Origin of the sequence: Delftia sp. WSY_10, assembly GCF_043104705.1 — a bacterium.
Classification (GTDB): domain Bacteria; phylum Pseudomonadota; class Gammaproteobacteria; order Burkholderiales; family Burkholderiaceae_C; genus Comamonas; species Comamonas tsuruhatensis.
Genome location: NZ_JBICKY010000056.1, coordinates 418,082 through 440,350, shown reverse-complemented (window position 1 = coordinate 440,350; position 22,269 = coordinate 418,082). Strand labels below are relative to the sequence as shown.

Here is a 22,269-nt window from a genome sequence, read left to right as displayed (position 1 = left end):
CCTATGCGTGGGTGTGTTTTTCCATGTGCGTGGGTGTCATGGGCACGGCCCTGGCCAGCCCGCTGTACCCGCTGTACCAGCAGGCCTGGGGGCTGCAGCCCAGCCACATCACGCAGATCTTCGTGGCCTACATGTTCGGCGCGCTGGCCAGCCTGCTGTTCCTGGGCCGGCTGACCGACCGCTTCGGCTTTGTCGCCGTGCTGCGCGCAGGCCTGATCCTGATGACGCTGGGCGTGCTGGCCTCCACCGTGGCCTGGAACGTGCCCAGCTTTGCGCTGGGCCGCGTGGTGATCGGCGTGGCTTCGGGGCTGATCACCACCTCGGCCTCGGTGGGCATGACCCGGCTCAACAACCGGGGCGACCTGCAGCGCGCCGCGGCCACGACCAGCCTGACCATTGCCTTCGGCTTCGGGCTGGGCCCCGTGGTGGGCGGGCTGATCGCGCAGTGGCTGCCCTGGCCGCTGGTCACGGCCTATATCCCCTCGCTGGGGCTGGGCCTGCTGGCCGTCTATGCGCTGTACCAGGTGCGCATCGCCGAGCCGGCGGAGCTGGCCTCCACCCAGGCACGCGCGCTGCACTGGCGTGATTTCATGCCCACCATCACCCTGCCCGAGCGCCGCTTTGCGCGCCACTACGCGCTGGGCGGCATGTGTGCGTTCTGCGCCTTCGGCATGTTCAGCCTGTTCGCATCGCTGGCGCCCAGCTTCATGCAGCGCATGGTGCCCTGGCATGGGCCGGCCGTTTCTGGCCTGTCCATCGGCGTGATCCTGTTCCTCTCGGCGGGCTTCCAGTACCTGGCGCGCCCGCGCCCGACCAAGGGCTCGGCCATTCTGGGCTTTGCCTGCCTGGTGGCCTGCAACCTCCTGCTGCTGGTCAACAGCTTTGCGGGCTCGGCCTTGCTGTTCGCGCTCAGCGTGATCGCCACGGCGGCGGGCCACGGCCTGTGCAACCTGGCGGGCATGTCCATCGTCAACAAGGTCTCGACACCGGCCACGCGCACGGGCCTGCTGTCCACGTACCTGGTGGTCGGCTACCTGGGCACCATCGTGCCCATCCTCGGCCTGGGCTGGCTCTCGGACCACATCGGCATCACCGAGGCCCTGGTCGCCTACTGCATCGTCATGGGCGCGCTGGCCGGCTGGCTGTGCTGGATGTGCACGCGCACGCCCACGCTGCCCATGCCCAAGCACTAGGGCCTGTTCGCGCCCACGCGCATGCTATTCAGCGAAAGTGCGGCCCCGGCCCGTCCTTGGCCAGGCAATCGCCGTCATTGCGCAGCGGGCAGACCTTGAGGGACAGGCAGCCGCAGCCAATGCAGCCGTCGATCTGGTCGCGCAGCTGGGTCAGCCCCTGGATGCGCGCATCCAGCGCATGGCGCCAGCGCGCGGACAGCGCGCTCCAGTCGGCCTGCGTGGGCGTGCGGCCGCTGGGCAGCTCCTGCAGCGCCTCGGCAATCTCGGCCAGCGGCACGCCCATGCGCTGGGCCACCCTGATGACGGCCACGCGCCGCAGCACGGCACGCGCATAGCGGCGCTGGTTGCCGGGCGTGCGCAGGCTCTCGATCAGCCCCTGGCGCTCGTAGAAATGCAGGGCCGAGACGGTGATGCCACTGCGCCGGGCCACTTCGCCCACGGAGAGGATGGCCGGCCCGTCATGGTCGGACGCGGTGACACCGGCAGAAGACAGATTCATGGCAGCAGAAAATAGGCGCAGGAAAAATAGGTCCAAGCAGGCCTGCATTTGACCTCAACTTTGGTTGAGGTTTCACACTGGCAAGCCTCACCGGTCCAGCCGGCGCACTTTCGGACTCCAGGCCCACCATGCAACACGACGCACTTCCAGCCGCCTCGGCACAGCCCGCCGCTTCCACGGCCCCGCAACTGCACCATCTGCAGCCCGCCGGCCTCTACGACGCCACGCCCAACGGCTACACCCATGTGGTCACCGTGCACGGGCCGGCGCAATGGGCCTTCGTCTCGGGCCAGGGCGGCGAGAACCAGGCGGGCGACTTGCCCGACAGCTTCGCGGCCCAGGCGCAGCAGGCGCTGTCCAACCTCAAGCTGGCGCTGCAGGCGGCGGGCGCGGACATGGGCCAGGTGGTCAAGCTGACCCTGCTCATCGTCGACCACTCGGAGGCCCGCTTCAACGACTGGCAGGCCGCCGTGCGCCTGCATTGGGGAGATGGTTCCCCCGGCGATGGCGCCCCCAGCAATACCCTGCCGCGCTTTCCGGCCTGCACCCTGATCCCCGTGCCCCGGCTGGCCCTGCCCGGCATGCTGATCGAGGTCGATGCCGTGGCCGCACTGCCCGCCACCGCCCAGCCGGCGCGGCCGCCGCTGTGGGTCTGAGCCATCCGCTTGCCACCCATCAGCAGATACCACAGGCATTCGTCCGATGAACAGATCCTCCCCGGCCCCCGCCCTGCCCTCGCCGCCCATGCAGGCCACCGCCGCGCCCGTGCTGCCCCAGAGCACCCTGCTGCTCATGGCCACGGCCTGCGGCCTGTGCGCGGGCGCCAATTACTTCAACCAGCCGCTGCTGCACTCCATCGCCATCGACCTGGGCATCAGCGAGGCGCGTGCCTCACTGACAGTGACCATGGCCCAGGTCTCCTATGCGCTGGGACTGCTGCTGCTCGTGCCGCTGGGCGACATGCTGGAACGCCGCCGCCTGGTGCTGGGCCTGATGCTGCTGGCCGCGCTGGGCATGCTGGCCAGCGGCATGGCGCACAGCTTTGCGCTGCTGGCGGCGGGCACGCTGATGACGGGGCTGTTCTCGGTCGCGGCCCAGGTGCTGGTGCCCATGGCGGCCAGCTTTGCGGCGCCCGGCGCCAGCGGGCGCGCCGTGGGCCTGGTCATGAGCGGGCTGCTGATCGGCATCCTGGCCTCGCGCAGCGTGGCCGGCGTGCTCTCGGACCTGGGCGGCTGGAATGCCGTGTACTGGGTCGGTGCCCTGGCCACGGCCGGCGTGGCCCTGCTGCTGCGGCGCGCGCTGCCGCTTGCGCAGCCGGCCCAGCGCATCGGCTATGGCGCGGTGATGCGCTCCCTGCTCACGCTGGCGCGTGAGCAGCCGCGCCTGCGCAGCCGGGCGCTGATCGGCGGCATGGGCTTTGCCACGGTGAGCGTGCTGTTCTCCACCATGGCACTGCTGCTGGCCGGGCCGGGCTACGGGTTCGGCGATGCGCAGATCGGCCTCATCGGCCTGGTCGGCGTGGCCGGCGCCCTCATGGCCAACATGGCCGGCCGGCTGGCCGACCGGGGGCTGGAGCAGCGCACCACGCTGGCCGGCGGCCTGCTCATGCTGGCGGGCTGGGGGGCGCTGTGGCTGGGCGGCACCAGCCTGTGGTGGTTCCTGGCGGGGCTGCTCATCGTCGATGCTGCGCTGCAGGCCCTGCACATCAGCAACCAGAACGTGATCTACGCGCTGGCGCCTTCGGCGCGATCGCGCATCAATGCGGTCTACATGACGGGGTACTTCATCGGCGCCTCGCTGGGCTCGGCCGTGGGCTCGACGGTGTGGCTGCACTGGGGATGGACGGGTGCCGGCGTTGCAGGCCTGGCCCTGAGCCTGTGCACGCTGGCCGTGGTCGCCTGGGACAGAAGCCTGGCGCGCCAGGCCAAGGCACGGGCGTAGGGCATCGCACCAACCTGCGGCACGGCGGCGCAGGAATGCACCGCAAGCGTGCCGCATTCCGCCCCGCGCATGGCAGCGCACGCACCAATCCGATGCGCCAGCGCACCAGCAGGGCGCAGCCGCCACTGCACCGGATTGGCACGCTAAATGCATGACGGAAGGCCGTTACCACCCACACGCCCTGTACCGTCCGCCCCGCCCATGTCCGCAGCGCTACCGATCACCGCCGTGCCCACGTCCGCCTCGGGCTGGCAGGCCATGCTGGAGCTGCGCTTCGGGCACCGTGCCGGCCAGGGCAGCGTGCTTTCCCACGCACGCCACAGCGGCCCGCTGCGCGTGCAAAAACCGCTGCACCCCGAAGGCCCCGGCATCTGCCATGCCGTGCTGCTGCACCCGCCCGGCGGCGTGGCCGGCGGCGACCAGTTGCAGATCGATGTGACCGTGGAGCCCGGCGCCCACGCCCTGCTGACCACGCCAGGCGCCACGCGCTGGTACAAGTCCCAGGGCCGCCCGGCCGCGCAGCGCGTGCGGCTGCGCGTGGAAGAAGGCGCCATCCTGGAATGGCTGCCGCAGGAAAACATGCTGTTTGCCGGTGCCGACGCCACCATGGCGCTGGACCTGGATCTTGCGCCGGGCGCGCGCGCCATCGGCTGGGACGCCACGGTGCTGGGCCGCTATGGCGCAGGCGAGCACTGGAACCATGCCGACGCACCGCCTGCGCGGCTGCAGCTTCACAACCGGCTGACCCATGCGGGCCTGCCACTGTGGCTGGAACAGGGCGAGCTGCACTGCGGCCATGCCCTGCTGTCCAGCCCGGTTGCCTGGGCAGGCTTGCCCATACAGGCCAGCCTCTGGGCCGTGGCCCCGGAACCCCTGGCGGCCATGGAGCCATTGAGCGAGCAACTGGCCGCCAGCCTGCCCTGGAGCGACGAAGTGCGCGCCGGCGCCAGCCTGCTGGCCGGCCAGGGCGGCGCGCCCTCGGTGCTGCTGCTGCGCGTGCTGGCGCGGCGCATGGAGGCGGCACGGGCCGTGCTGCATGAAGGCTGGCGCCTGCTGCGCCCCGCACTGCTGGACATGCCTGCCCGCCCTCCCCGCCTCTGGGCCACCTGATCAACGGAGACTCATCCATGGAACTCACCCCGCGTGAAAAAGACAAGCTGCTGCTGTTCACCGCAGCCCTGGTGGCCGAGCGGCGCAAGGCGCGCGGCCTGAAGCTCAACTACCCCGAGGCCGTGGCGCTGATCAGCGCTGCCGTGCTGGAGTGGGCGCGCGACGGCAAGACCGTGGCCGAGCTCATGCACCTGGGCACCACGGTGCTGACGCGCGCCGATGTGATGGAGGGCATCCCAGAAATGATCCCGGACATCCAGGTCGAAGCCACTTTCCCGGACGGCACCAAGCTGGTCACCGTTCATCATCCAATAGTTTGACCCCCTGAGCGGCTACGCCGCTTCCCCCAAGGGGGACGGCGCCATCGCTGCGGGGCGGCGCGGCCAGCTTAGGCCCTTGCTGGGCACCCCCAACCAGCCCGCTGCATCCGCTTGTGCCGTGGGCAGATCCAGTCTCGATAGCGATCAAGGAGATCTCCATGTTCAGATTCCGCAACACTTTCAACTACCTGCTCGCCCCGGCCCTGCTGGCCGCCGCCACGGCCGCCAGCGCCCATACGGGGGCCGGCGCCCACCTGCATGCCGGCGACGGCGCCATGCAGGCCCTGATGGCCGGGCTGTCCCATCCCATCGCGGGCCTGGACCATCTGCTGGCCATGCTGGCGCTGGGCCTGTGGTGCGGGCTGATGCTCAAGCGCCAGTGGCTGCCGCCCGTGGCCTTTGCCGCATGCATGGCGCTGGGCCTGGCGCTGACGCAGACCCCGCTGGAGCTGCCGGCCGTCGAGCCCATGGTGGCTGCATCGCTGCTGGCCTTCGGCCTGCTGCTGGTGGCCCAGCGCCGCCTGCCCGTGGCCCTGGCCATGGTGCTGGCCGGCGCCTTCGCGCTGTTCCACGGATACGCGCATGGCGAGGTCTTCCCCCACGCGCTGCCCGCAGCCGTGTTCTGGGCCTACATGGCGGGCATGGTCGCCACCACGCTGGTGCTGCATGCGCTGGGCGTGGCCTTTGGCCGGGCCATGCGCGGCGGCACGGCTTCGGCCTGGGCCGCACGCCTGGCAGGTGTGGCCGCCATGGGCTACGGTGCCGTGGCGCTGGCAGGCTGAGCGCGGGAGCCGCACATGACCGAGCGCATCACCCCCGGCGAACTGCTGGCCGAGCCCGGCGAGATCCTGCTGAACGCAGGCCGGCCCGTGCAGACCCTCACGGTCACCAACACCGGCGACCGGCCCGTGCAGGTGGGCTCGCACTTTCATTTCTTCGAGGTCAACGAGGCCCTGCACTTCGACCGCGCCGCCGCACGCGGCTGGCGGCTGAACATCGCGGCCGGCACGGCCGTGCGCTTCGAGCCGGGCCAGGAACGCACAGTGGAACTGGTGGAAATCTCCGGCGACCGCATCATCTATGGCTTCAACGCCAAGGTGATGGGACCTCTCTGAAAGGGAACATTCATGGCAAGCATCACGCGTCAGGCCTATGCCGAGATGTTCGGCCCCACCGTGGGCGACCGCCTGCGGCTGGCCGACACGGCCCTGGTCATCGAGATCGAGAAGGACCACACGATCTACGGCGAAGAGGTCAAGTTCGGCGGCGGCAAGGTCATCCGCGACGGCATGGGCCAGAGCCAGCGCATGGCCGCCGACTGCGCCGACACCGTCATCACCAATGCCGTGATCATCGACCACTGGGGCATCGTCAAGGCCGACATCGCCATCAAGAACGGGCTGATCGCCGGCATAGGCAAGGCCGGCAACCCGGACATGCAGCCGGGCGTGACCATCGTCATCGGCCCCGGCACGGAAATCATTGCGGGCGAGGGCATGATCGTCACGGCCGGCGGCATCGACACGCACATCCACTTCATCTGCCCGCAGCAGATCGACGAGGCGCTGACCAGCGGCGTGACCACCATGATCGGCGGCGGCACGGGCCCGGCCACGGGCACCTTCGCCACCACGGTCACGCCCGGTCCCTGGCACATGGAGCGCATGCTGCAGGCCGTGGACGGCTACCCCATGAACATCGGCCTGCTGGGCAAGGGCAACGCCAGCCAGGCCGCGCCGCTGCGCGAGCAGATCGCGGCAGGCGCCATCGGCCTGAAGCTGCACGAGGACTGGGGATCGACGCCCGCCGCCATCGACTGCTGCCTGGGCGTGGCCGACGAGACCGACACCCAGGTCGCCATCCACACCGACACGCTCAACGAGGGCGGCTTCGTCGAGGCCACGGTGGCCGCCTTCAAGGGCCGCACCATCCACACCTACCACACCGAAGGCGCGGGCGGCGGCCACGCGCCCGACATCATCAAGGTCTGCGGCGAGGCCAACGTGCTGCCCTCGTCCACCAACCCCACGCGGCCCTACACGGTGAACACGCTGGACGAGCACCTGGACATGCTCATGGTCTGCCACCACCTGGACGCCTCGATTGCCGAGGACATCGCCTTCGCCGAAAGCCGCATCCGCCGCGAGACCATCGCCGCCGAGGACGTGCTGCACGACCTGGGCGCCTTCTCCATGATCTCCAGCGACAGCCAGGCCATGGGCCGCGTGGGCGAGGTCGTGCTGCGCACCTGGCAGACCGCGCACAAGATGAAGGTCCAGCGCGGCAGCCTGCCGGGCGACAACGCGCGCCACGACAACTTCCGTGTCAAGCGCTACGTGGCCAAGTACACCATCAACCCCGCACGCACGCATGGCATCGCCCATGTCGTGGGCTCGGTCGAGGTCGGCAAGCTGGCCGACCTGGTGCTGTGGCGGCCTGCGTTCTTCGGCGTCAAGCCCAGCCTCATCCTCAAGGGTGGCAGCATCGCCAGCGCCGCCATGGGCGACCCCAACGCCAGCATCCCCACGCCCCAGCCCGTGCACTACCGCCCCATGTTCGCGGGCCAGGGCAGCGGCGTGGCGGCGGCCAGCCTCACCTTCATCTCGCAGGCCGCCCAGCAGGCCGGCGTGGCCGACCGCTACGGCCTGCGCAAGCGCACCGTGGCCGTGGAAAACTGCCGCAGCGTCAGCAAGCGCGACATGGTGCACAACGACTGGCAGCCCGACATCAGCGTCGATCCCGAGACCTACCAGGTCGTGGCCGACGGCCAGCTGCTGACCTGCGAGCCCGCCACCGAGCTGCCGATGGCGCAGCGGTATTTTCTTTTTTAAGGGGGAGCAATGGGGTCAGCGGGGCAAGGGCGCACTGTGCTCACGTATCCAGAGGGCGAACCCGGCCTCGTCCAGTTCGCCTGCGGCCAAGGCCACCATGGTCAGCACACAGGACTCGTCACCCGCCGTCAATTCCCAGCCATTGAGATGGAGAAACAGCTCGGTCGCCACAAAGGCTGTGCGTTTATTGCCATCCGCAAAGGGATGGTTGCGCGCGATGCCAAAGCCATAGCTGGCTGCCAGCTCGGCCGCATCAGGCGCCCCATAAGCGGCCAGATGGCGTGGCCTGGCCAGGGCGGATGCCAGCAACCCGGCATCACGCACGCCCGCCGGGCCACCATGCTCGGTCAGTTGCTCTTCGTGAACAGCCAGCATGACGGCCTCGCTGAGCCAGACCCAAACCTGCATGTTCCCGGTCATTTCGCCAGCTCACGCAAAACACCACGCCGCTTTTTCATGATCAGGCGCGCTGCATCCATCTGCTGCCCGAAGTCCTCGTCATACGGAGAAAGCTTGATGCCACCGTCGGCAACCTCGGTCAGATACACCGTGTCGCCTTTGCCCAGGTTCAGCTTCGCCAGAATCTCCTTGGGCAGGATCAAGCCCACGGAATTGCCGACCTGGGTGAGTTTGAGAGTGGTCATGATGGAATCTCCAGGGAAGTCATTGACCTCGCAATGTTATAACGAACGTTAATACGAAACAATTCATGCTCACCGTCAACAAACACATGCCCCAGGGCGGCGGCCTTGCCGCCGTGCTGGTCAGGCGCGCCGCCACGCTGGAACTGGACTGGGACATGCGCCAGAAGAGCCGCTTTGCGGCCATCGACTCCACGGGGCGCGAGCTTGCCGTGGTGCTGGCGCGCGGCAGCGTGCTGCGCGGCGGCGATGTGCTGGTGGCAGAGGATGGCAGCCTGGTCGCCGTGCGCGCCGCGCCCCAGGCGGTGTTGCGCGTGACGGCGGCCACGCCGCTGGGCCTGCTGCGTGCGGCCTACCACCTGGGCAACCGGCATATCCCGGTGGAGGTCACCCCCACCCACCTGCACCTGGAAAACGACCCTGTGCTGCACGACATGCTGCTGCGCCTGGGCGCGCAGGTGGCCCTGGTGGATGCGCCCTTCGAGCCCGAGGCCGGCGCCTATGGCGGCGGCCACCGCCACGGCCATGACGCCAGCTTTGCCGAAGACCAGGCGCTGGCGCAGAGCGTGTATGCGCTGCATGACCATGGGCACGCACACGGCCATTCACACGACCATTCACACGATCATTCCCACGGGCATGAACATGGCCACGACCACAGCCATGACCATGATCACAAAGGCTGCTGCGGACACGGGCACGGCCACGACCATCCGCATGGCTGACCTGTCGATACAGGGCCTGTGCGCCCTGCTGCACCTGGCATCGCCCCAGCTGCCCGTGGGCGGCTTCAGCTATTCGCAGGGGCTGGAGGCCGCCATCGAGCACGGCCTGGTCACGGACGCCGGCACGGCGCGCACCTGGATTGCCGATGCGCTGGTCCACGGCTTTGCACGCTGCGAGGCGCCGCTGTGGCTGCTGCTGCGCCGGGCCTGGAGCGCAGGCGACGAGGGGGCGGTGCGCGAATGGAACCAGTGGTTCATTGCCAGCCGCGACAGCCGCGAGGCCCGTGCCGAGACGCTGCAGATGGGCTGGTCGCTGCACAGCCTGCTGCGCTCCGTGCCCTGGGGCGGCGAGGCCTTTGCGCCCCGCATCGCACAACTGGGCGCCCTTGTGGACAACCCTGGCCTGGCCTATCCCACGGCCTTTGCCTGCGCCTGCGCCGCCGTGGATGCCGACGAGGACCATGCCCTGCTGGCCTATGGCTTTGCCTGGCTGGAGAACCAGGTGGCCGCCGCCATCAAGGCCGTGCCGCTGGGCCAGGTGGCGGGCCAGAGCCTGCTGCTGGCCCTGCATCCGCTGCTGGAGCAGGCCGTGGGCGAGGCCCGCCGCCGCGCCGACGCGCAGCCGCCCCGGCTGGACACCATGCTGCCCCAATGGAGCGTGCTGCAGGCGCGGCACGAACACCAGTACTCCCGGCTCTTCCGGTCCTGATCACTCACCCCAAGTCCACCATGAACACCCGCACCAAGAAACTCCCCCCGCTGCGCGTCGGCATCGGCGGCCCGGTCGGCTCCGGCAAGACCACGCTGCTGGAGATGCTGTGCAAGGCCATGCGCGCCCACTACGACCTGGTGGTCATCACCAACGACATCTACACCAAGGAAGACCAGCGCCTGCTGACGGTGGCCGAGGCCCTGCCGCCCGAGCGCATCATGGGCGTGGAGACCGGCGGCTGCCCGCACACGGCCATCCGCGAGGACGCCTCCATCAACCTCGAGGCCGTGGACCGCATGCTGCGCCAGTTCCCCGAGGCGGACATCGTCTTCATCGAAAGCGGCGGCGACAACCTGGCCGCCACCTTCAGCCCCGAGCTGTCGGACCTGACCATCTACGTGATCGACGTGGCCGGCGGCGAGAAAATTCCGCGCAAGGGCGGCCCCGGCATCACCAAGAGCGATCTGCTGGTGGTCAACAAGACCGACCTGGCGCCCTACGTGGGCGCCAATCTGTCCATCATGGAAGCCGACACGCAGCGCATGCGCGCCCACAAGCCCTATGTGATGGGCAGCGTGAAAAGCGGCAAGGGCCTGCGCGAGGTGATCGACTTCATCACCGAGCGCGGCCTGCTGCCGCCCATGCCCGCTCAGGCCTGAAGACGGCCGCGCACGGCCTTCAGCGCTGCGGCGTGCCGCTGGTGGCCTTGGCCTTGGGCAGGGTGGCCGCGCTGCTGGAAGACACCAGCGGGTGGCCGGTGGAGGTGGCGGCGCCATCGGTCTGGCGCCAGGCCGAGGGCTTGGGCGCCACCATGGGCTGGGGCGCGGCGGCAGGCGCCCGGCTGCGGTTCCAGGCCGGCAGCAGCACGCGGCGCACAAAGCCCATGTCCAGCGCCAGCCACAGCAGCACCGGGCACAGCGTGGGCACCATCAGCCCGCCCATCTGGTAGGCGTAGACGATGGCCTCCAGCTGCCATGTCTGTATGCCCAGCACGTTGAGGTCAAGCCGCGCCGCAAGGCACAGCTGCATCAGCACCTGCGAGACCACGCTGAAGGTCTGCAAGGGCAGCAGCGCCACATACCCCACCAGGATGCGCCACCACCGGCCCGGCCCCCAGGCCGCCAGCAGCATGGCCACCAGCACGGGCAGGCCGTAGCCGTAGCGGGCGGGATCGACCTCGACGATGGCCTCGGCGCGGCGCCAGCCGGTCTGCTCGTTGGAGACCTGGACCGAGGAATTGACGACCAGGTTGCGGGGCGTCTCCAGGTCCACGCGCTGCACCCAGCCGTTGGCGGCGTTCTCCAGCACCCACTTGCTCATGCCGGACACCGGCACGGCCAGCCAGCCAGCCGCCAGCGTCCAGGCCAGGGTCAGCACCACGATGCCGCTCATGGCCAGGCCCGCGAAGCGCGAGATGGGATTGCGTCCGATCATGGCCTGCTCCTCAGGCGGCCACGGCGGCGGAAGCTGCAGCGGCAGGCGGCAGCGGCGGCTGGCCGCCATCATCGTGCGACGGCGCCTTGCGGCCGCTCCAGCGCACCCACAGCAGCCAGAACACCAGCACGTCCAGCATGATCAGCGCCTGCCAGAGGTACTCATGCGCGAAGTTGAAGGCCGTGGTGCTCCACTGGCCCAGGTAGAACAGGCTGATGACGCGCAGCACATTGATGGCCTGCACGGCCACGAAGCCGGCCAGCAGGCCCACCAGCTTCTGGCGCCATGACGAGGGGAAGGCCATCACGGCGGCAAACAGCACGATGTAGGCCTCCAGGCCGTTGCAGCCGGCCTCGATGGAGACGCCGAAGCCCGTGGCCGTGTTCCACAGCACCTTGCCCGTGGCCGAGGCCGTGCTGTCGAACCAGGTCACCAGCGAGGCGCAGATGTGCGCCAGGAAGGCCGTCCAGGGCAGCACGATGTGCTGCTGCACCCAACTGAGCAAGTTCAGCCCGAACATCGTCAGCTGGATGGCCAGAAAGATCAGAAAGAAACGCAGCATGGCAGGTCTTGGAGTGTTGGTTGCCGGGCTTGCGACCTGGCGGTTGCGAAACAGTGTCCCTCTATAGGCTCGCATTATCTTCGGACCGCTCAAAGACGACAAAGGCCGGTGCGTGAATCACGCCACCGGCCCTTGTCGTCACGGGCGCATCACCGACGCTCGCGCCTGCGCATGGTCCCCAGCGCCATCAGCGCCAGCAGGGACGACATCAGCATCAGGCCCCACTGCGACAGCGTGGGAATGCTGGCCGTGCCACCCGGCCCCGGCTTGAGCGGCGTGGTGGTCGTGCTCTTGTCGTTGTCGGGATTGCCATCACCGGGTACCGAGACCGTGGCCGAGTTGACCAGCGGGCGGGCGCCCTTGTAGGGCTTGTCCAGCTTTGTCTCCAGCGTGAAGACCGCCGTGCCGCCCTGGGCCAGCTGCGGCACGCTGCAGGTCACGGTGCGCGTGCCGCTGGCGTAGCTGCAGCCTGCCGAGGCCGAGACGAACTCCAGCCCGGCGGGCAGCACGTCGGTCACCGAGCCGCCCGCGGGCGACTGCGGATCGCGGCCGTAGTTGGTGACGGTCAGCGTGTAGCTGGCCGTGTCGCCATCGTCCAGCGGGCCGGCGGGGCCCTGCTTGCCGATCCCCAGGTCCACGGCATTGCCCTGGCGGCTGGTGGAGGTCCGGTCGGTGGTGGTGTTGTTGACGATCACATCGCCGCCATTGCTCAGCCATTCCGTCTCGAAGGGCTTGACCGAGGCCTCGTGGTAGATGGTGCCGCCCGATGCCTTGTCGGGCAGGGTCTGTGCACGCATCTTGAACTTGATGGTCATGCTCTGGCCCGGCGCCAGCGAGGGGATGGTGCACTGCAGAGGCCCGCTGGTCGCGTTCAGCGCCGGCTGCACGCCGCACCAGGATGCGGAGGCGCCGGGAATGCCGGCCAGCGCCAGGCCGTTCTGGTAGCTGAAGGTGGCCGTGGAGCCCGATGCGGGGAACTTGTCGGTCACGACCACCTGGGTGGCGTAGGAGGGGCCGGAGTTGGTCACCGTGATGGTGTATTCGGTGTCCTCACCCAGCACCAGGCCGTCCGCCGTGTGGCGCATGCTGATGTTCACATCCAGCTCGGCACGCTTGAGCCGGGCCTTGGCCTCGGCCTGGTTGTTGGCCTTGGTCAGTTCCTCGGTGGCGGTGTCCACGGCGACCGTGTTGAGGATCTCCGTGTCAGCCGCCAGATCGCCGCGCGAGCGCATCTTGTAGGTCACGGTGTACTGCGCGCCTGTGGGCAGCGGATTGGCCCAGGCGCACTCCAGCGTTCCGCCCTGCACGCCATCGGTGGCAGCCGGAGTGCAGGTGCCGCCGCCGGAGACCGTGGGCGTGCCGATGAAGATGGCGTCTGCAGGCAGCACGTCCTTGAGCGTGACATTGGCGGCCGACGAGGGGCCGTAGTTGGGCACCGTGACCGTATAGGTCAGCGGCTCTCCCGCAGCCGCCACCTTGGGCGAGACCTGCTTTTGCGCGGCGATTTCCGCGATGGCCTGCACGGTGATGCTGGCCGTCGAGGAATCGTTGCCGGGATCGGCGTCATGGATGTCCAGGGACTGGGCCGAGGCCGCGTTGGCATAGGTGCCGGTGGTGGCGCGCTTGGGGCGGATCTTGACCTCGATCACCACCTCGGCCTCCGGGGCCATGGAGGTGATGTCGCAGGTCAGATCGCGCGTCTCGCTGTTGACGCCGCCCGAAGGAGTGCCGCAGCTGGCGTTGGCCCCGGAGACGATGCGGCTGGAGACAAAGCCGCCGCCCGGGTAGGTGTACGGCACGGGATTGCCGGCCTCGTCCACCGGGTTGCCGCCCACGATGCGCACGCCGTCGGTCTGCTTGACCAGGGACTGCAGCGCGTCGCGCACGCGGACATTCGTCACCGTCGTGCTGGCCGAGTGGTTCTTCACCACCAGCTGGTAGGTGACCTCCTCACCGCTCTTGATGGCAGCCGGCGGCACGGGGCTGACCACGCTCTTGACGATGCCCACATCCACCTTGTCGGCAGACACGGTGACGGTCGCGGAGGTGGTGGCCGATGCATTGTCCCGGCCGATCACGCCAGCGGAGGCGTTATTGGTGAAGTCCAGATGGCCCGAAGCCAGCGTGACCTTGGCCCTGACCTTGATCTGGCGGCTGGCGCCCACGGCCAGGCCCGCGGTCGAGGTGCAGCTCGGGGTGGTGCAGGTCCATTCCCCCGCGCCGGTGCCCGCACCGGACATGCTGACGATGGCCATGCGGCCGTCTGCGGGATTGTCGGTCACGGTGATCTGCTGATTCGGCAGCACGGGCATGGGGCCGGTGTTGGTCACCGTGATCGTGTACTCGAACTCCTGGCCTGCCAGCACCGGGCGGCCAGGGCCGGCCTTGGCCAGCCTCAGCCGCGCATCGTTGCTGAAGTCCACGGCCGCGCTGGCCGTGTTGTTGGTCGTATTGGGCTCGTTGAGGCCGGGTGCCACCCCGATCACGCCCTGGTTCACCAGCTGCGTGCCGGGTGTCCCGCCCGCAGCCACGACGGCCTTGAAGCGGATGGCCTGCATGTTGGCGTAGCCGGCCACCGGGTACTCGCCCGCATGGGTGCAGGTGATGGTGCCGCTGTTGTGGCCGCAGAGCCAGGGCGCCGTGCTGCCGTCGAAGCCCGTGAAGGTCACGCCGGCCGGCAGGGTGTCGGTGATGGTGAGATCGCGCGGCACGAGGGAGCCGCCTTCGCGGCGCGGCTGCAGCGTGTAGGTGACCTCGGTTGCCTGCAGCGCATCCAGCACTGTAGGCGCCACCTGCTTGCGCAGCGAGACATCCACGAACTCGCTGCCGCTGGAGACCACGGCGGCGCTGGCGGTGTTGTTGCCGGACTGGCCGTCGGGCATCTCCGTGCTGGCGTCCTTGTAGCCCTTGACGCTGGCAGCGCCGGCAATGGTGCCGCTCATGTTGGCGATGGCCGGCACGGTGATGGCTGGCAGCACGGCGCCTGGCAGCACCGGGCCGCCGCGCGTGCAGTTGAGCTCGCCCGAGATCAGCGGATAGCCCGAGGCCGGCGTGCAGCTCCAGCCGCTGCCTGAGGGCACGCCCGTGACCACGGCGCCGTTGGGCACGGGGAAACGCACCACGGTACGGCCACCGGCGGGGACCTCGGACGGGCCCTTGTTCTGCACGTCGATGACGTACTGGAAGGCGCCGCCGTTGGCGACGCTGGCGGGAGCCGCCATCGCGATGGCCAGATCGGCGGCCTCGGTGGTGGTGAAGTTGCGGTCCAGCTGCGTGTTGTTCTGGTCGTTGTCGTAGTCGGGCGATGCCATGCGCGCGCTGGCCACGGCGCGCCAGTTGGTGCCGACGGTCGGCAGGATGACCTCGAAGCCCACGGACTTGAAGCCATCGGCGGGCGCCAGGTTGCCGATGTTGCAGACCAGCGTGTTGTTGCCTGCGGTGAGCACCGTGCCGGCAGCCGGTGCCGTGCAGGTGATGCCGCCCGGGCTGCTGCTGTAGCCCTGGAACACGGCGCCCACGGGCAGCACCTCGGTCAGGGTGACGCCTACGGCGTCGGGACCGATGTTGTTGTGCCTGACCTTGGCCACATAGGTGAAGGTGCCGCCGGCAGGCCCTGCCGATGCGTCCTGTCCGTCATAGAGACCATCCTGGTTGACCAGGATGTCGGTATCGGCCGGCGCCGCCACGGCAGCCGCTGTTGCCAGCAAGCCGCCGGACAGCAGCGCACGCGCCAGCCAGCCCTTTCTCGTGAAAGCCATACAAACCTCTCTTTTGCTTCGTTGACAGCGCCGAATGCCGCAGGCACGGACGCACGGGGTGCCCGGCTGGAACAGCTCTGTCAAAAAGCCGACAACCGGACGCACCAAAGGGAGGCATGATGGTTCTTTATTACCAAAAGTAAATATGATATGGAATTTTTGACAAAAGTGAGTATTTAGAAGAATTTGTGAGTTTTCCGTGAGTCCACCGACGACTACCGGTTTTCCTCACGGATTGCAGACGTGAAAAAGCCGGTGGCAGCTTGGCTGGCACCGGCTTGGAAGGCTTGTCTGCCGTGCGCTGGCACGACAGTGAGCAGGCACTGAGGCCTATGGAATGCGCCTGGGCGATCCTTGTGAGGAACTCACGCGAGAAGAGCGTTCACGCGCTTGACGTAGGCGGCCGGGTCCTCGGGCATGCCGCCTTCGGCCAGCACGGCCTGGTCGAACAGGATGTTGGCCAGGTCATGGAAATGCACCGATCCGTCCAGCTTCTTGACCAGCGGATGCTCGGGGTTGACCTCCAGCACGGGGCGGGCGTCCGGCGCCTGCTGGCCGGCCTGCTTGAGCAGGCGCGCCAGCTGCAGGCTCATGCCGCCGTCCTGCACCACCAGGCAGGCCGGCGAGTCGACCAGGCGCGTGGACACGCGCACGTCCTCGGCCTTGTCCTTGAGCGCCTCCTTGAGCTTGGCCAGCAGGGGCTTGAAGGCTTCGGCCGCTTCCTCGGCGGCCTTCTTTTCCTCTTCGTCCTGCAGCTTGCCCAGGTCCACGGCGCCCTTGGCCACGGACTGCAGCGGCGTGCCGTCGAAGTCGGTCAGGTAGCCCATGGCCCATTCGTCCACGCGGTCGGCCATCAGCAGCACTTCGATGCCCTTCTTGCGGAAGACTTCGAGCTGCGGGCTGTTGCGCGCTGCCGTCAGGGAGTCGGCCGTGATGTAGTAGATCGCGTCCTGGCCTTCCTTCATGCGGGCCTTGTAGTCGGCCAGCGAGACCATGGCGTCTTCCTGGCTGGTGGAGGCAAAGCGCAGCAGCTTGGCGATGCGTTCCTTGTTGGCGAAGTCCTCGCCCAGGCCTTCCTTGAGCACGGCGCCGAACTCGGCGTAGAACTGGCTGTACTTGCCTTCCTTGGCCTTGTCCTCTTCGCTGACCACGTCGGTGACGCCGTCCGTGCCTTCGCCGGCCTCGTGGCGATCGTGCTTGGCCAGGTCTTCCAGCATGGACAGCACGCGCTTGGTGGAGCCGTCGCGGATCAGGCGCACGTCGCGGCTTTCCTGCAGCAGCTCGCGGCTGACGTTCAGCGGCAGGTCGGCCGAGTCGATCACGCCCTTGACGAAGCGCAGGTAGCCGGGCATCAGCGCCTCGGCGTCATCCATGATGAAGACGCGCTTGACGTAGAGCTTGACGCCGGCCTTCTTGTCGCGGTTGTAGAGATCGAACGGTGCCTTGGCCGGAATGAACAGCAGCTGCGTGTACTCGGTGTTGCCCTCCACGCGATTGTGGCTCCAGGTCAGCGGGTTCTCGAAGTCGTGGCTGATGGCCTTGTAGAAGTCCTGGTACTGCTCGGCCGTGATGTCCTTCTTGGGACGCGTCCACAGCGCGCTGGCCTTGTTGATGGTCTCCCACTCGCCGGTCTTGACCATGGCGCCGGGCTGGTCGTTCTCGCCGTCCTTCCATTCCTCCTTCTCCATGAGGATGGGCAGGCTGATGTGGTCGGAGTACTTGCCGATGACCTGCTTGATCTTCCAGGCATTGAGGAACTCCTCGGCCTCGGGGCGCAGGTGCAGCGTGATGCTGGTGCCGCGCTGGGGGCGCTCGATCTGCTCGACCTCGAACTCGCCCGTGCCGCCGCTGGTCCAGCGCACGCCTTCGGAGGCCGGCAGGCCCGCGCGGCGTGTTTCCACGGTGATCTTGTCGGCCACGATGTAGCCCGAGTAAAAGCCCACGCCGAACTGGCCGATCAGTTGCGAGTCCGACTTCTGGTCGCCCGACAGCTTTTCCATGAAGGCCTTGGTGCCGCTCTTGGCGATGGTGCCCAGGTTGTCGATGGCTTCCTGCTCGCTCATGCCGATGCCGGTGTCGGCAATGGTCAGCGTCTTGGCGGCGGCGTCGAAGGACACGCGCACTTCCAGGTTGGGCTGGTCTTCATACAGCGCGGCGTTGTTCAGCGCCTCGAAGCGCAGCTTGTCGCAGGCGTCCGATGCGTTGGAGACCAGCTCGCGCAGGAAGATCTCGGGGTTGGAATACAGCGAATGCGTGACCAGGTGCAGCAGCTGTGCAACTTCGGCCTGAAAAGAATGGGTTTGCTTGCTCATGCAGACAGTGTCCTATGTCCTATGGGTTCACAACAGGGAAAAAATCAGCCCTCATCTCGGGTCGGCGGATGCAATTTCAAGAGCCCGCCGCCCCTGTGGCGACGCAGGCTCTGGACGATTGTTCACTTTCTTGCCCTCTCGGCAGGCCAGGCGCAGCGCTATAACTGCGCCACTTTCCGCCATTCGGCGGGCAGTGCGCGCAGGGCCCGGGCGCAGCGGCGGGCCTGTTTCAGGAGATTTCCCATGCACAGCTCTGTTCAAAAATGGTCCGCAGAATTCCTCGGAACCCTGTGGCTGACCCTGGGCGGCTGCGGTGCGGCCGTGCTGGCCGCCGCCTTCCCGCAGGTGGGCATCGGCCTGGTCGGCGTCTCGCTGGCCTTCGGCCTGACGGTGGTCACCGGCGCCTATGCCTTCGGCCCCATCTCGGGCGGGCACTTCAACCCTGCCGTCTCCGTGGGCCTGGCCATGGGCGGGCGCTTTGCCTGGAGCGAGCTGCCGGGCTACGTCGTGTCCCAGGTGCTGGGCGCCATCACGGGCGCAGGCATTCTCTACGTGATCGCCACGGGCAAGGCCGGTGCCGACATCGGCGGCTTTGCCACCAACGGCTTCGGCACGCATTCGCCGGGCGGCTACGGCATGACGGCTGCCCTGGTCACCGAGGTGGTGATGACGGCCTTCTTCATCCTGGTCATCCTGGGCGCCACGGCCAAGCGCGCGGCAGCCGGCTTTGGCGGGCTGGCCATCGGCCTGTGCCTGACGCTGATCCACCTGATCTCGATTCCCGTGACCAACACCTCGGTCAATCCCGCGCGCAGCACGGGCCCGGCCCTGTTCGGTCCCGAGATCGCCGTCTCGCAACTGTGGCTGTTCTGGGTGGCCCCCATCGTGGGCGCGCTGATCGGCGCCGTGATCTACAAGGCCCTGCTGTCCAATCCGGCCGACGAGTAAGGCCAGGCACAGGCGCAGCAGGCGCCCCGCAGCAAACCCCGGCGGCTGGCGACAGCCGCTTTTTTTCGTCCGGCAGCAGCCGCGTTTTCATTGGACCTGTGGTGAAACACGGTTTTCGTTTGTTGCATGGCGGCAACGCGAAGGACTTTTACCCAGGGCAAACAGGCCAACTTTACGAAGCAGAAACCGAACACTAGTGATTCGCAATAACAATCCGCGGGCTTTCATCGGAGTGAACATGAGCAAAATCCAACAAATCCTCCCCCCCGCGAACCTCACCCAGCTGGCCCTTGCCGCTGCCCTGTGCCTTGCTGGCACCCCGGCCTTTGCGCAGGCCAGCACCACGCTGGGCACCGTGAACGTGACGTCTTCGACCGAAGCGCCCGTCAAGACCGACAACGCCTCCTCGGCCAAGTTCACGGCCCCGCTGGTGGACACGCCCAAGACGGTGCAGGTCATCAACGAGGAAATCATCAAGCAGACCGGCGCGACCAGCCTGCAGGAAGCCCTGCGGTCCACGCCCGGCATCACCTTCGGCAACGGCGAAGGCGGCAACCCCTCGGGTGACCAGCCCTTCATCCGCGGCATGGATGCCCAGGCCAGCACCTTCGTGGACGGCATGCGCGACATCGCGGCCGGTACGCGCGAAGTGTTCAACCTGGAATCGGTGGAGGTCATCAAGGGTGCCGATTCGGCCTATGCCGGCCGCGGCGGCGCTGGCGGCTCCATCAACCTGGTGACCAAGAAGGCCAGGAACGAGAACTTCATCAGCGGCGACGTGGGCCTGGGCACGGACAGCTACCGGCGCGCCACCATCGACGCCAACCGCGTGCTGGGCGAAGGCGTGGGCCTGCGCCTGAACGCCATGGTGCACGACGCCGACGTTCCCGGCCGCAGCGGCCCCGAGAACAAGCGCTGGGGCATCGCCCCCACAGTGACCTTCGGCATGGGCACGCCCACCGAGGTCTCGCTGTCCTGGCAGCACCTGCAGACCGACAACATTCCCGATGGCGGCGTGCCCTACCTGTACACCAGCACGGCGGCCGCCGGCCTGCCCGGCGGCAGCGTGGTGCGTCCCACCTACGGCAGCAACCGCGACAACTGGTACGGCCTGACCAGCCGCGACTACGAAAAGGAAAAGAGCGACCTGTTCACGGCCACCGTCGAGCACAAGTTCACCGACACGAACAAGTTCCGCAACAGCCTGCGCTACAGCAAGACCGAACAGGACTACCTGTGGACCCAGCCCGACGACAGCAAGGGCAATGTCGTCAATGGCTATGTGTTCCGCCGTGGCAATGCACGCGTGGCCGACATCAAGACGCTGCAGAACCTGTCGGAATTCACGGGCAAGGCACAGACCGGCAGCGTGGGCCACAGCTACGCCTTCGGCCTGGAGCTGTCCAAGGAAAAGGCCGAGTCCCGCACCGCCGCGCTGCAGACCACCAACACCACGTGCACGGCCGCCAGCCTGTGGTGCGCCTCGCTGAACAACCCGGACAGCAGCCCGCAGTGGAACCTGCCCGTGACCCTGGGCGACCCCAGCCACAACAAGATCGACACCGTGGCGCTGTACGGTTTCGACACGCTCAAGTTCAACGACCGGTGGCTGCTCAACGCCGGCCTGCGCATGGACCACTACAAGCTCAGCGCCTCCGGCCCCGCCGGCCGCAACACGCCGGCCTATGACCTGAGCCGCTCGGACACGCTTTTCAACTACCAGCTGGGCCTGGTCTACAAGCCGGCCACCAACGGCAGCATCTACGCCAGCCTCGGCACCTCCTCGCGCCCCGGCGGCTCCATGCTGGGCAACGGCAACGAGGACCTGGGCATCTCCACCGACCAGCTGGCCAACCTGGCGCCCGAGAAGACCCGCTCGCTCGAGCTGGGCACCAAGTGGGACCTGATGGAAAAGCGCCTGGCGCTGACCGCCGCGCTGTTCCGCAACGACGTGACCAATGCGCGCATCACCGAAAACGGCGTCACCTACATGGGCGGCAACAAGGTGGTCAACGGCGTGGAGCTGGGCTTCACGGGCAGCGTGCTGCCGGGCCTGAGCGTCTTCGGCGGCTACACCTACATGGACAGCGAGCAGAAGAACGCAGGCGCAGGCAACGTGGCCAACGGCCAGCCCTTCCCCAACACGCCCAAGCACAGCTTCAGCCTGTGGACCAGCTACAAGCCCATGGCCAAGCTGACCGTGGGCCTGGGCATCTATGCCCAGAGCAGCGTGAACCAGAGCTACATCCGCTCCACCGTGGATGGCGGCATCGTCACCAAGGGCGCCAGCGGCTATGCGCGCTACGACGCCATGGTGGCCTACCAGATCGACCGCAACCTGACCGTGCAGCTGAACCTGTACAACCTGGGCGACAAGGTCTACTACAGCGGCGTGCGTTCGCCCCACTACGCGACCATGGCGGCAGGCCGCTCGGCCGTGGCCTCGCTCAAGTGGACGTACTGATCTGCTGATCGCCCCGGGCGAACGCGCAGCGGCTTGACGCTGCGCAGATCACCGCAAAGCCCCGCAGGCCATCGCCGCCTGCGGGGCTTTGCGGGACACTCATTGATTCCGCCCCTGAGGACCGCCTGCCATGATGCTCCGCATACCCGCCCTGCTCAGCCCCGACGAAGTGCGCCAGTGCCGCCAGGCGCTGGCGCTGGCCCCGTGGCAGGACGGCCGCGCCACGGCCGGCCCCCTGGCGGCCCAGGTCAAGGCCAACCTGCAGCTGCCGCTGGACAGCCAGGCCGGCCAGGCGATAGGCAACCTCATCCTCGACAGGCTGGGGGCCAGCGCGCTGTTCATGTCGGCCACGCTGCCGCTGAAGGTGCTGCCGCCGCGCTTCAACCGCTACGAAGGCGGCGGCACCTACGGCAACCACATAGACAATGCCATCTTCACCATCCCCGGCACGGCCATCAAGGTGCGCAGCGATGTCTCCACCACCGTATTCCTCAGCGAGCCCGATGAATACGAAGGCGGCGAGCTGGTCGTGGAAGACACCTTCGGCCACCAGAGCGTGAAGCTGGCCGCAGGCGACGCCATCGTCTACCCCGGCACCAGCCTGCACCGCGTCAACCCCGTCACGCGCGGCACGCGCTACGCCAGCTTCTTCTGGACCCACAGCCTCGTGGCCTCGGACGAGAAGCGCCGCCTCCTGTTCGACCTGGACCAGCAGATCCAGCAGTTGACGCTGCGCCACCCGGGCGACCCCGCCCTATCCGCGCTGTCCGGCACGTACCACAACCTGTTGCGGATGTGGTCGCAGGCCTAGTGGCACAG

General features: G+C 68.0%; 21 protein-coding genes. 14 read left to right on the top strand and 7 right to left on the bottom strand.

The features are described from left to right. The first annotated feature begins 23 nt into the window (after positions 1-23). Positions 24-1,193, top strand: a complete 1,170-nt coding sequence (locus tag ACF8ML_RS24620; RefSeq protein ID WP_154836430.1) for an MFS transporter — start codon at positions 24-26, stop codon at positions 1,191-1,193. Between the two features lie 28 nt (positions 1,194-1,221). On the opposite strand, the gene soxR is transcribed toward ACF8ML_RS24620, so the two are convergent. After that, entirely contained in the window at positions 1,222-1,692 is a 471-nt protein-coding gene (soxR, locus tag ACF8ML_RS24615) for a redox-sensitive transcriptional activator SoxR (RefSeq protein WP_034400108.1), read from the bottom strand. Positions 1,693-1,820: 128 nt separating this feature from the next. Here soxR and ACF8ML_RS24610 point away from each other — a divergent pair, with 128 nt between their 5' ends. The 7 genes from ACF8ML_RS24610 to ureC all read left to right on the top strand — a co-directional run bounded on the left by ACF8ML_RS24610 (position 1,821) and on the right by ureC (position 7,894). Then, the gene (locus ACF8ML_RS24610; protein ID WP_074920623.1) at positions 1,821-2,348 is read left to right on the top strand and encodes a RidA family protein; all 528 of its coding nucleotides are present in this window, start codon (positions 1,821-1,823) and stop codon (positions 2,346-2,348) included. A 46-nt stretch (positions 2,349-2,394) separates the two neighbouring features. Continuing rightward, the gene (locus ACF8ML_RS24605) at positions 2,395-3,633 is read left to right on the top strand and encodes an MFS transporter (protein WP_016446564.1); all 1,239 of its coding nucleotides are present in this window, start codon (positions 2,395-2,397) and stop codon (positions 3,631-3,633) included. 201 nt (positions 3,634-3,834) lie between these two features. Next, a complete protein-coding gene (locus tag ACF8ML_RS24600; RefSeq protein ID WP_203400024.1) occupies positions 3,835-4,743 on the top strand; it encodes an urease accessory protein UreD in 909 nt (302 codons plus the stop codon). Positions 4,744-4,760: 17 nt separating this feature from the next. After that, complete coding sequence (locus tag ACF8ML_RS24595; RefSeq protein WP_017407199.1) at positions 4,761-5,063, top strand: urease subunit gamma; 303 nt, start codon at positions 4,761-4,763, stop codon at positions 5,061-5,063. A 158-nt stretch (positions 5,064-5,221) separates the two neighbouring features. Further along, on the top strand, positions 5,222-5,845 hold the full coding sequence (locus tag ACF8ML_RS24590) for a HupE/UreJ family protein (protein ID WP_392408228.1): 624 nt from the start codon (positions 5,222-5,224) through the stop codon (positions 5,843-5,845). A gap of 27 nt (positions 5,846-5,872) precedes the next feature. Beyond that, the gene (locus ACF8ML_RS24585) at positions 5,873-6,178 is read left to right on the top strand and encodes an urease subunit beta (RefSeq protein WP_026062842.1); all 306 of its coding nucleotides are present in this window, start codon (positions 5,873-5,875) and stop codon (positions 6,176-6,178) included. Positions 6,179-6,190: 12 nt separating this feature from the next. Next, complete coding sequence (gene ureC / locus ACF8ML_RS24580) at positions 6,191-7,894, top strand: urease subunit alpha (RefSeq protein WP_046239195.1); 1,704 nt, start codon at positions 6,191-6,193, stop codon at positions 7,892-7,894. Positions 7,895-7,909: 15 nt separating this feature from the next. Here ureC and ACF8ML_RS24575 read toward each other — a convergent pair whose 3' ends face one another. Then, a complete protein-coding gene (locus tag ACF8ML_RS24575; RefSeq protein ID WP_034366858.1) occupies positions 7,910-8,314 on the bottom strand; it encodes a type II toxin-antitoxin system death-on-curing family toxin in 405 nt (134 codons plus the stop codon). Further along, positions 8,311-8,538 carry an AbrB/MazE/SpoVT family DNA-binding domain-containing protein gene (locus tag ACF8ML_RS24570; RefSeq protein ID WP_016446570.1) on the bottom strand — a complete coding sequence of 76 codons (228 nt, stop codon included), beginning with the start codon at positions 8,536-8,538 and terminating at the stop codon, positions 8,311-8,313. The genes ACF8ML_RS24575 and ACF8ML_RS24570 overlap by 4 nt, the downstream gene beginning before the upstream one ends. 65 nt (positions 8,539-8,603) lie before the next feature. On the opposite strand from ACF8ML_RS24570, the gene ureE reads away from it, so the two are divergent. The 3 genes from ureE to ureG are packed head-to-tail and all read left to right on the top strand — an operon-like array spanning position 8,604 to position 10,631. Next, complete coding sequence (ureE, locus tag ACF8ML_RS24565; protein WP_016451908.1) at positions 8,604-9,260, top strand: urease accessory protein UreE; 657 nt, start codon at positions 8,604-8,606, stop codon at positions 9,258-9,260. Continuing rightward, on the top strand, positions 9,253-9,969 hold the full coding sequence (locus tag ACF8ML_RS24560; RefSeq protein ID WP_392408349.1) for an urease accessory protein UreF: 717 nt from the start codon (positions 9,253-9,255) through the stop codon (positions 9,967-9,969). The genes ureE and ACF8ML_RS24560 overlap by 8 nt, the downstream gene beginning before the upstream one ends. Before the next feature lie 20 nt (positions 9,970-9,989). Continuing rightward, complete coding sequence (gene ureG, locus ACF8ML_RS24555; protein WP_016446573.1) at positions 9,990-10,631, top strand: urease accessory protein UreG; 642 nt, start codon at positions 9,990-9,992, stop codon at positions 10,629-10,631. Positions 10,632-10,650: 19 nt separating this feature from the next. Here ureG and ACF8ML_RS24550 read toward each other — a convergent pair whose 3' ends face one another. The 4 genes from ACF8ML_RS24550 to htpG all read right to left on the bottom strand — a co-directional run bounded on the left by ACF8ML_RS24550 (position 10,651) and on the right by htpG (position 18,038). Further along, complete coding sequence (locus ACF8ML_RS24550; protein ID WP_392408227.1) at positions 10,651-11,406, bottom strand: exosortase H-associated membrane protein; 756 nt, start codon at positions 11,404-11,406, stop codon at positions 10,651-10,653. 10 nt (positions 11,407-11,416) lie between these two features. Further along, entirely contained in the window at positions 11,417-11,968 is a 552-nt protein-coding gene (gene xrtH / locus ACF8ML_RS24545) for an exosortase H (RefSeq protein WP_034366861.1), read from the bottom strand. A gap of 149 nt (positions 11,969-12,117) precedes the next feature. Then, complete coding sequence (locus tag ACF8ML_RS24540) at positions 12,118-15,726, bottom strand: IPTL-CTERM sorting domain-containing protein (RefSeq protein WP_392408224.1); 3,609 nt, start codon at positions 15,724-15,726, stop codon at positions 12,118-12,120. A gap of 365 nt (positions 15,727-16,091) precedes the next feature. Next, complete coding sequence (htpG, locus tag ACF8ML_RS24535; RefSeq protein WP_016446577.1) at positions 16,092-18,038, bottom strand: molecular chaperone HtpG; 1,947 nt, start codon at positions 18,036-18,038, stop codon at positions 16,092-16,094. A gap of 243 nt (positions 18,039-18,281) precedes the next feature. On the opposite strand from htpG, the gene aqpZ reads away from it, so the two are divergent. The 3 genes from aqpZ (at position 18,282) to ACF8ML_RS24520 (ending at position 22,261) form a co-directional block, all read left to right on the top strand. After that, entirely contained in the window at positions 18,282-18,986 is a 705-nt protein-coding gene (gene aqpZ / locus ACF8ML_RS24530; RefSeq protein WP_016446578.1) for an aquaporin Z, read from the top strand. A 238-nt stretch (positions 18,987-19,224) separates the two neighbouring features. After that, complete coding sequence (locus ACF8ML_RS24525; protein ID WP_392408222.1) at positions 19,225-21,450, top strand: TonB-dependent receptor; 2,226 nt, start codon at positions 19,225-19,227, stop codon at positions 21,448-21,450. Between the two features lie 130 nt (positions 21,451-21,580). Next, positions 21,581-22,261, top strand: coding sequence for a Fe2+-dependent dioxygenase (locus tag ACF8ML_RS24520; protein WP_392408221.1), 681 nt, complete (start codon positions 21,581-21,583; stop codon positions 22,259-22,261). Positions 22,262-22,269 lie beyond the last annotated feature (8 nt).

Excerpts from the sequence above, each read along its gene's own strand:
- ACF8ML_RS24620 (WP_154836430.1), top strand. The coding sequence starts at position 24 with ATGTGCGTGGGTGTCATGGGCACGGCCCTGGCCAGCCCGCTGTACCCG.
- soxR (WP_034400108.1), bottom strand. The coding sequence starts at position 1,692 with ATGAATCTGTCTTCTGCCGGTGTCACCGCGTCCGACCATGACGGGCCG.
- ACF8ML_RS24610 (WP_074920623.1), top strand. The coding sequence starts at position 1,821 with ATGCAACACGACGCACTTCCAGCCGCCTCGGCACAGCCCGCCGCTTCC.
- ACF8ML_RS24605 (WP_016446564.1), top strand. The coding sequence starts at position 2,395 with ATGAACAGATCCTCCCCGGCCCCCGCCCTGCCCTCGCCGCCCATGCAG.
- ACF8ML_RS24600 (WP_203400024.1), top strand. The coding sequence starts at position 3,835 with ATGTCCGCAGCGCTACCGATCACCGCCGTGCCCACGTCCGCCTCGGGC.
- ACF8ML_RS24595 (WP_017407199.1), top strand. The coding sequence starts at position 4,761 with ATGGAACTCACCCCGCGTGAAAAAGACAAGCTGCTGCTGTTCACCGCA.
- ACF8ML_RS24590 (WP_392408228.1), top strand. The coding sequence starts at position 5,222 with ATGTTCAGATTCCGCAACACTTTCAACTACCTGCTCGCCCCGGCCCTG.
- ureC (WP_046239195.1), top strand. The coding sequence starts at position 6,191 with ATGGCAAGCATCACGCGTCAGGCCTATGCCGAGATGTTCGGCCCCACC.
- ACF8ML_RS24575 (WP_034366858.1), bottom strand. The coding sequence starts at position 8,314 with ATGACCGGGAACATGCAGGTTTGGGTCTGGCTCAGCGAGGCCGTCATG.
- ACF8ML_RS24570 (WP_016446570.1), bottom strand. The coding sequence starts at position 8,538 with ATGACCACTCTCAAACTCACCCAGGTCGGCAATTCCGTGGGCTTGATC.
- ureE (WP_016451908.1), top strand. The coding sequence starts at position 8,604 with ATGCTCACCGTCAACAAACACATGCCCCAGGGCGGCGGCCTTGCCGCC.
- ACF8ML_RS24560 (WP_392408349.1), top strand. The coding sequence starts at position 9,253 with ATGGCTGACCTGTCGATACAGGGCCTGTGCGCCCTGCTGCACCTGGCA.
- ureG (WP_016446573.1), top strand. The coding sequence starts at position 9,990 with ATGAACACCCGCACCAAGAAACTCCCCCCGCTGCGCGTCGGCATCGGC.
- ACF8ML_RS24550 (WP_392408227.1), bottom strand. The coding sequence starts at position 11,406 with ATGATCGGACGCAATCCCATCTCGCGCTTCGCGGGCCTGGCCATGAGC.
- xrtH (WP_034366861.1), bottom strand. The coding sequence starts at position 11,968 with ATGCTGCGTTTCTTTCTGATCTTTCTGGCCATCCAGCTGACGATGTTC.
- ACF8ML_RS24540 (WP_392408224.1), bottom strand. The coding sequence starts at position 15,726 with ATGGCTTTCACGAGAAAGGGCTGGCTGGCGCGTGCGCTGCTGTCCGGC.
- htpG (WP_016446577.1), bottom strand. The coding sequence starts at position 18,038 with ATGAGCAAGCAAACCCATTCTTTTCAGGCCGAAGTTGCACAGCTGCTG.
- aqpZ (WP_016446578.1), top strand. The coding sequence starts at position 18,282 with ATGCACAGCTCTGTTCAAAAATGGTCCGCAGAATTCCTCGGAACCCTG.
- ACF8ML_RS24525 (WP_392408222.1), top strand. The coding sequence starts at position 19,225 with ATGAGCAAAATCCAACAAATCCTCCCCCCCGCGAACCTCACCCAGCTG.
- ACF8ML_RS24520 (WP_392408221.1), top strand. The coding sequence starts at position 21,581 with ATGATGCTCCGCATACCCGCCCTGCTCAGCCCCGACGAAGTGCGCCAG.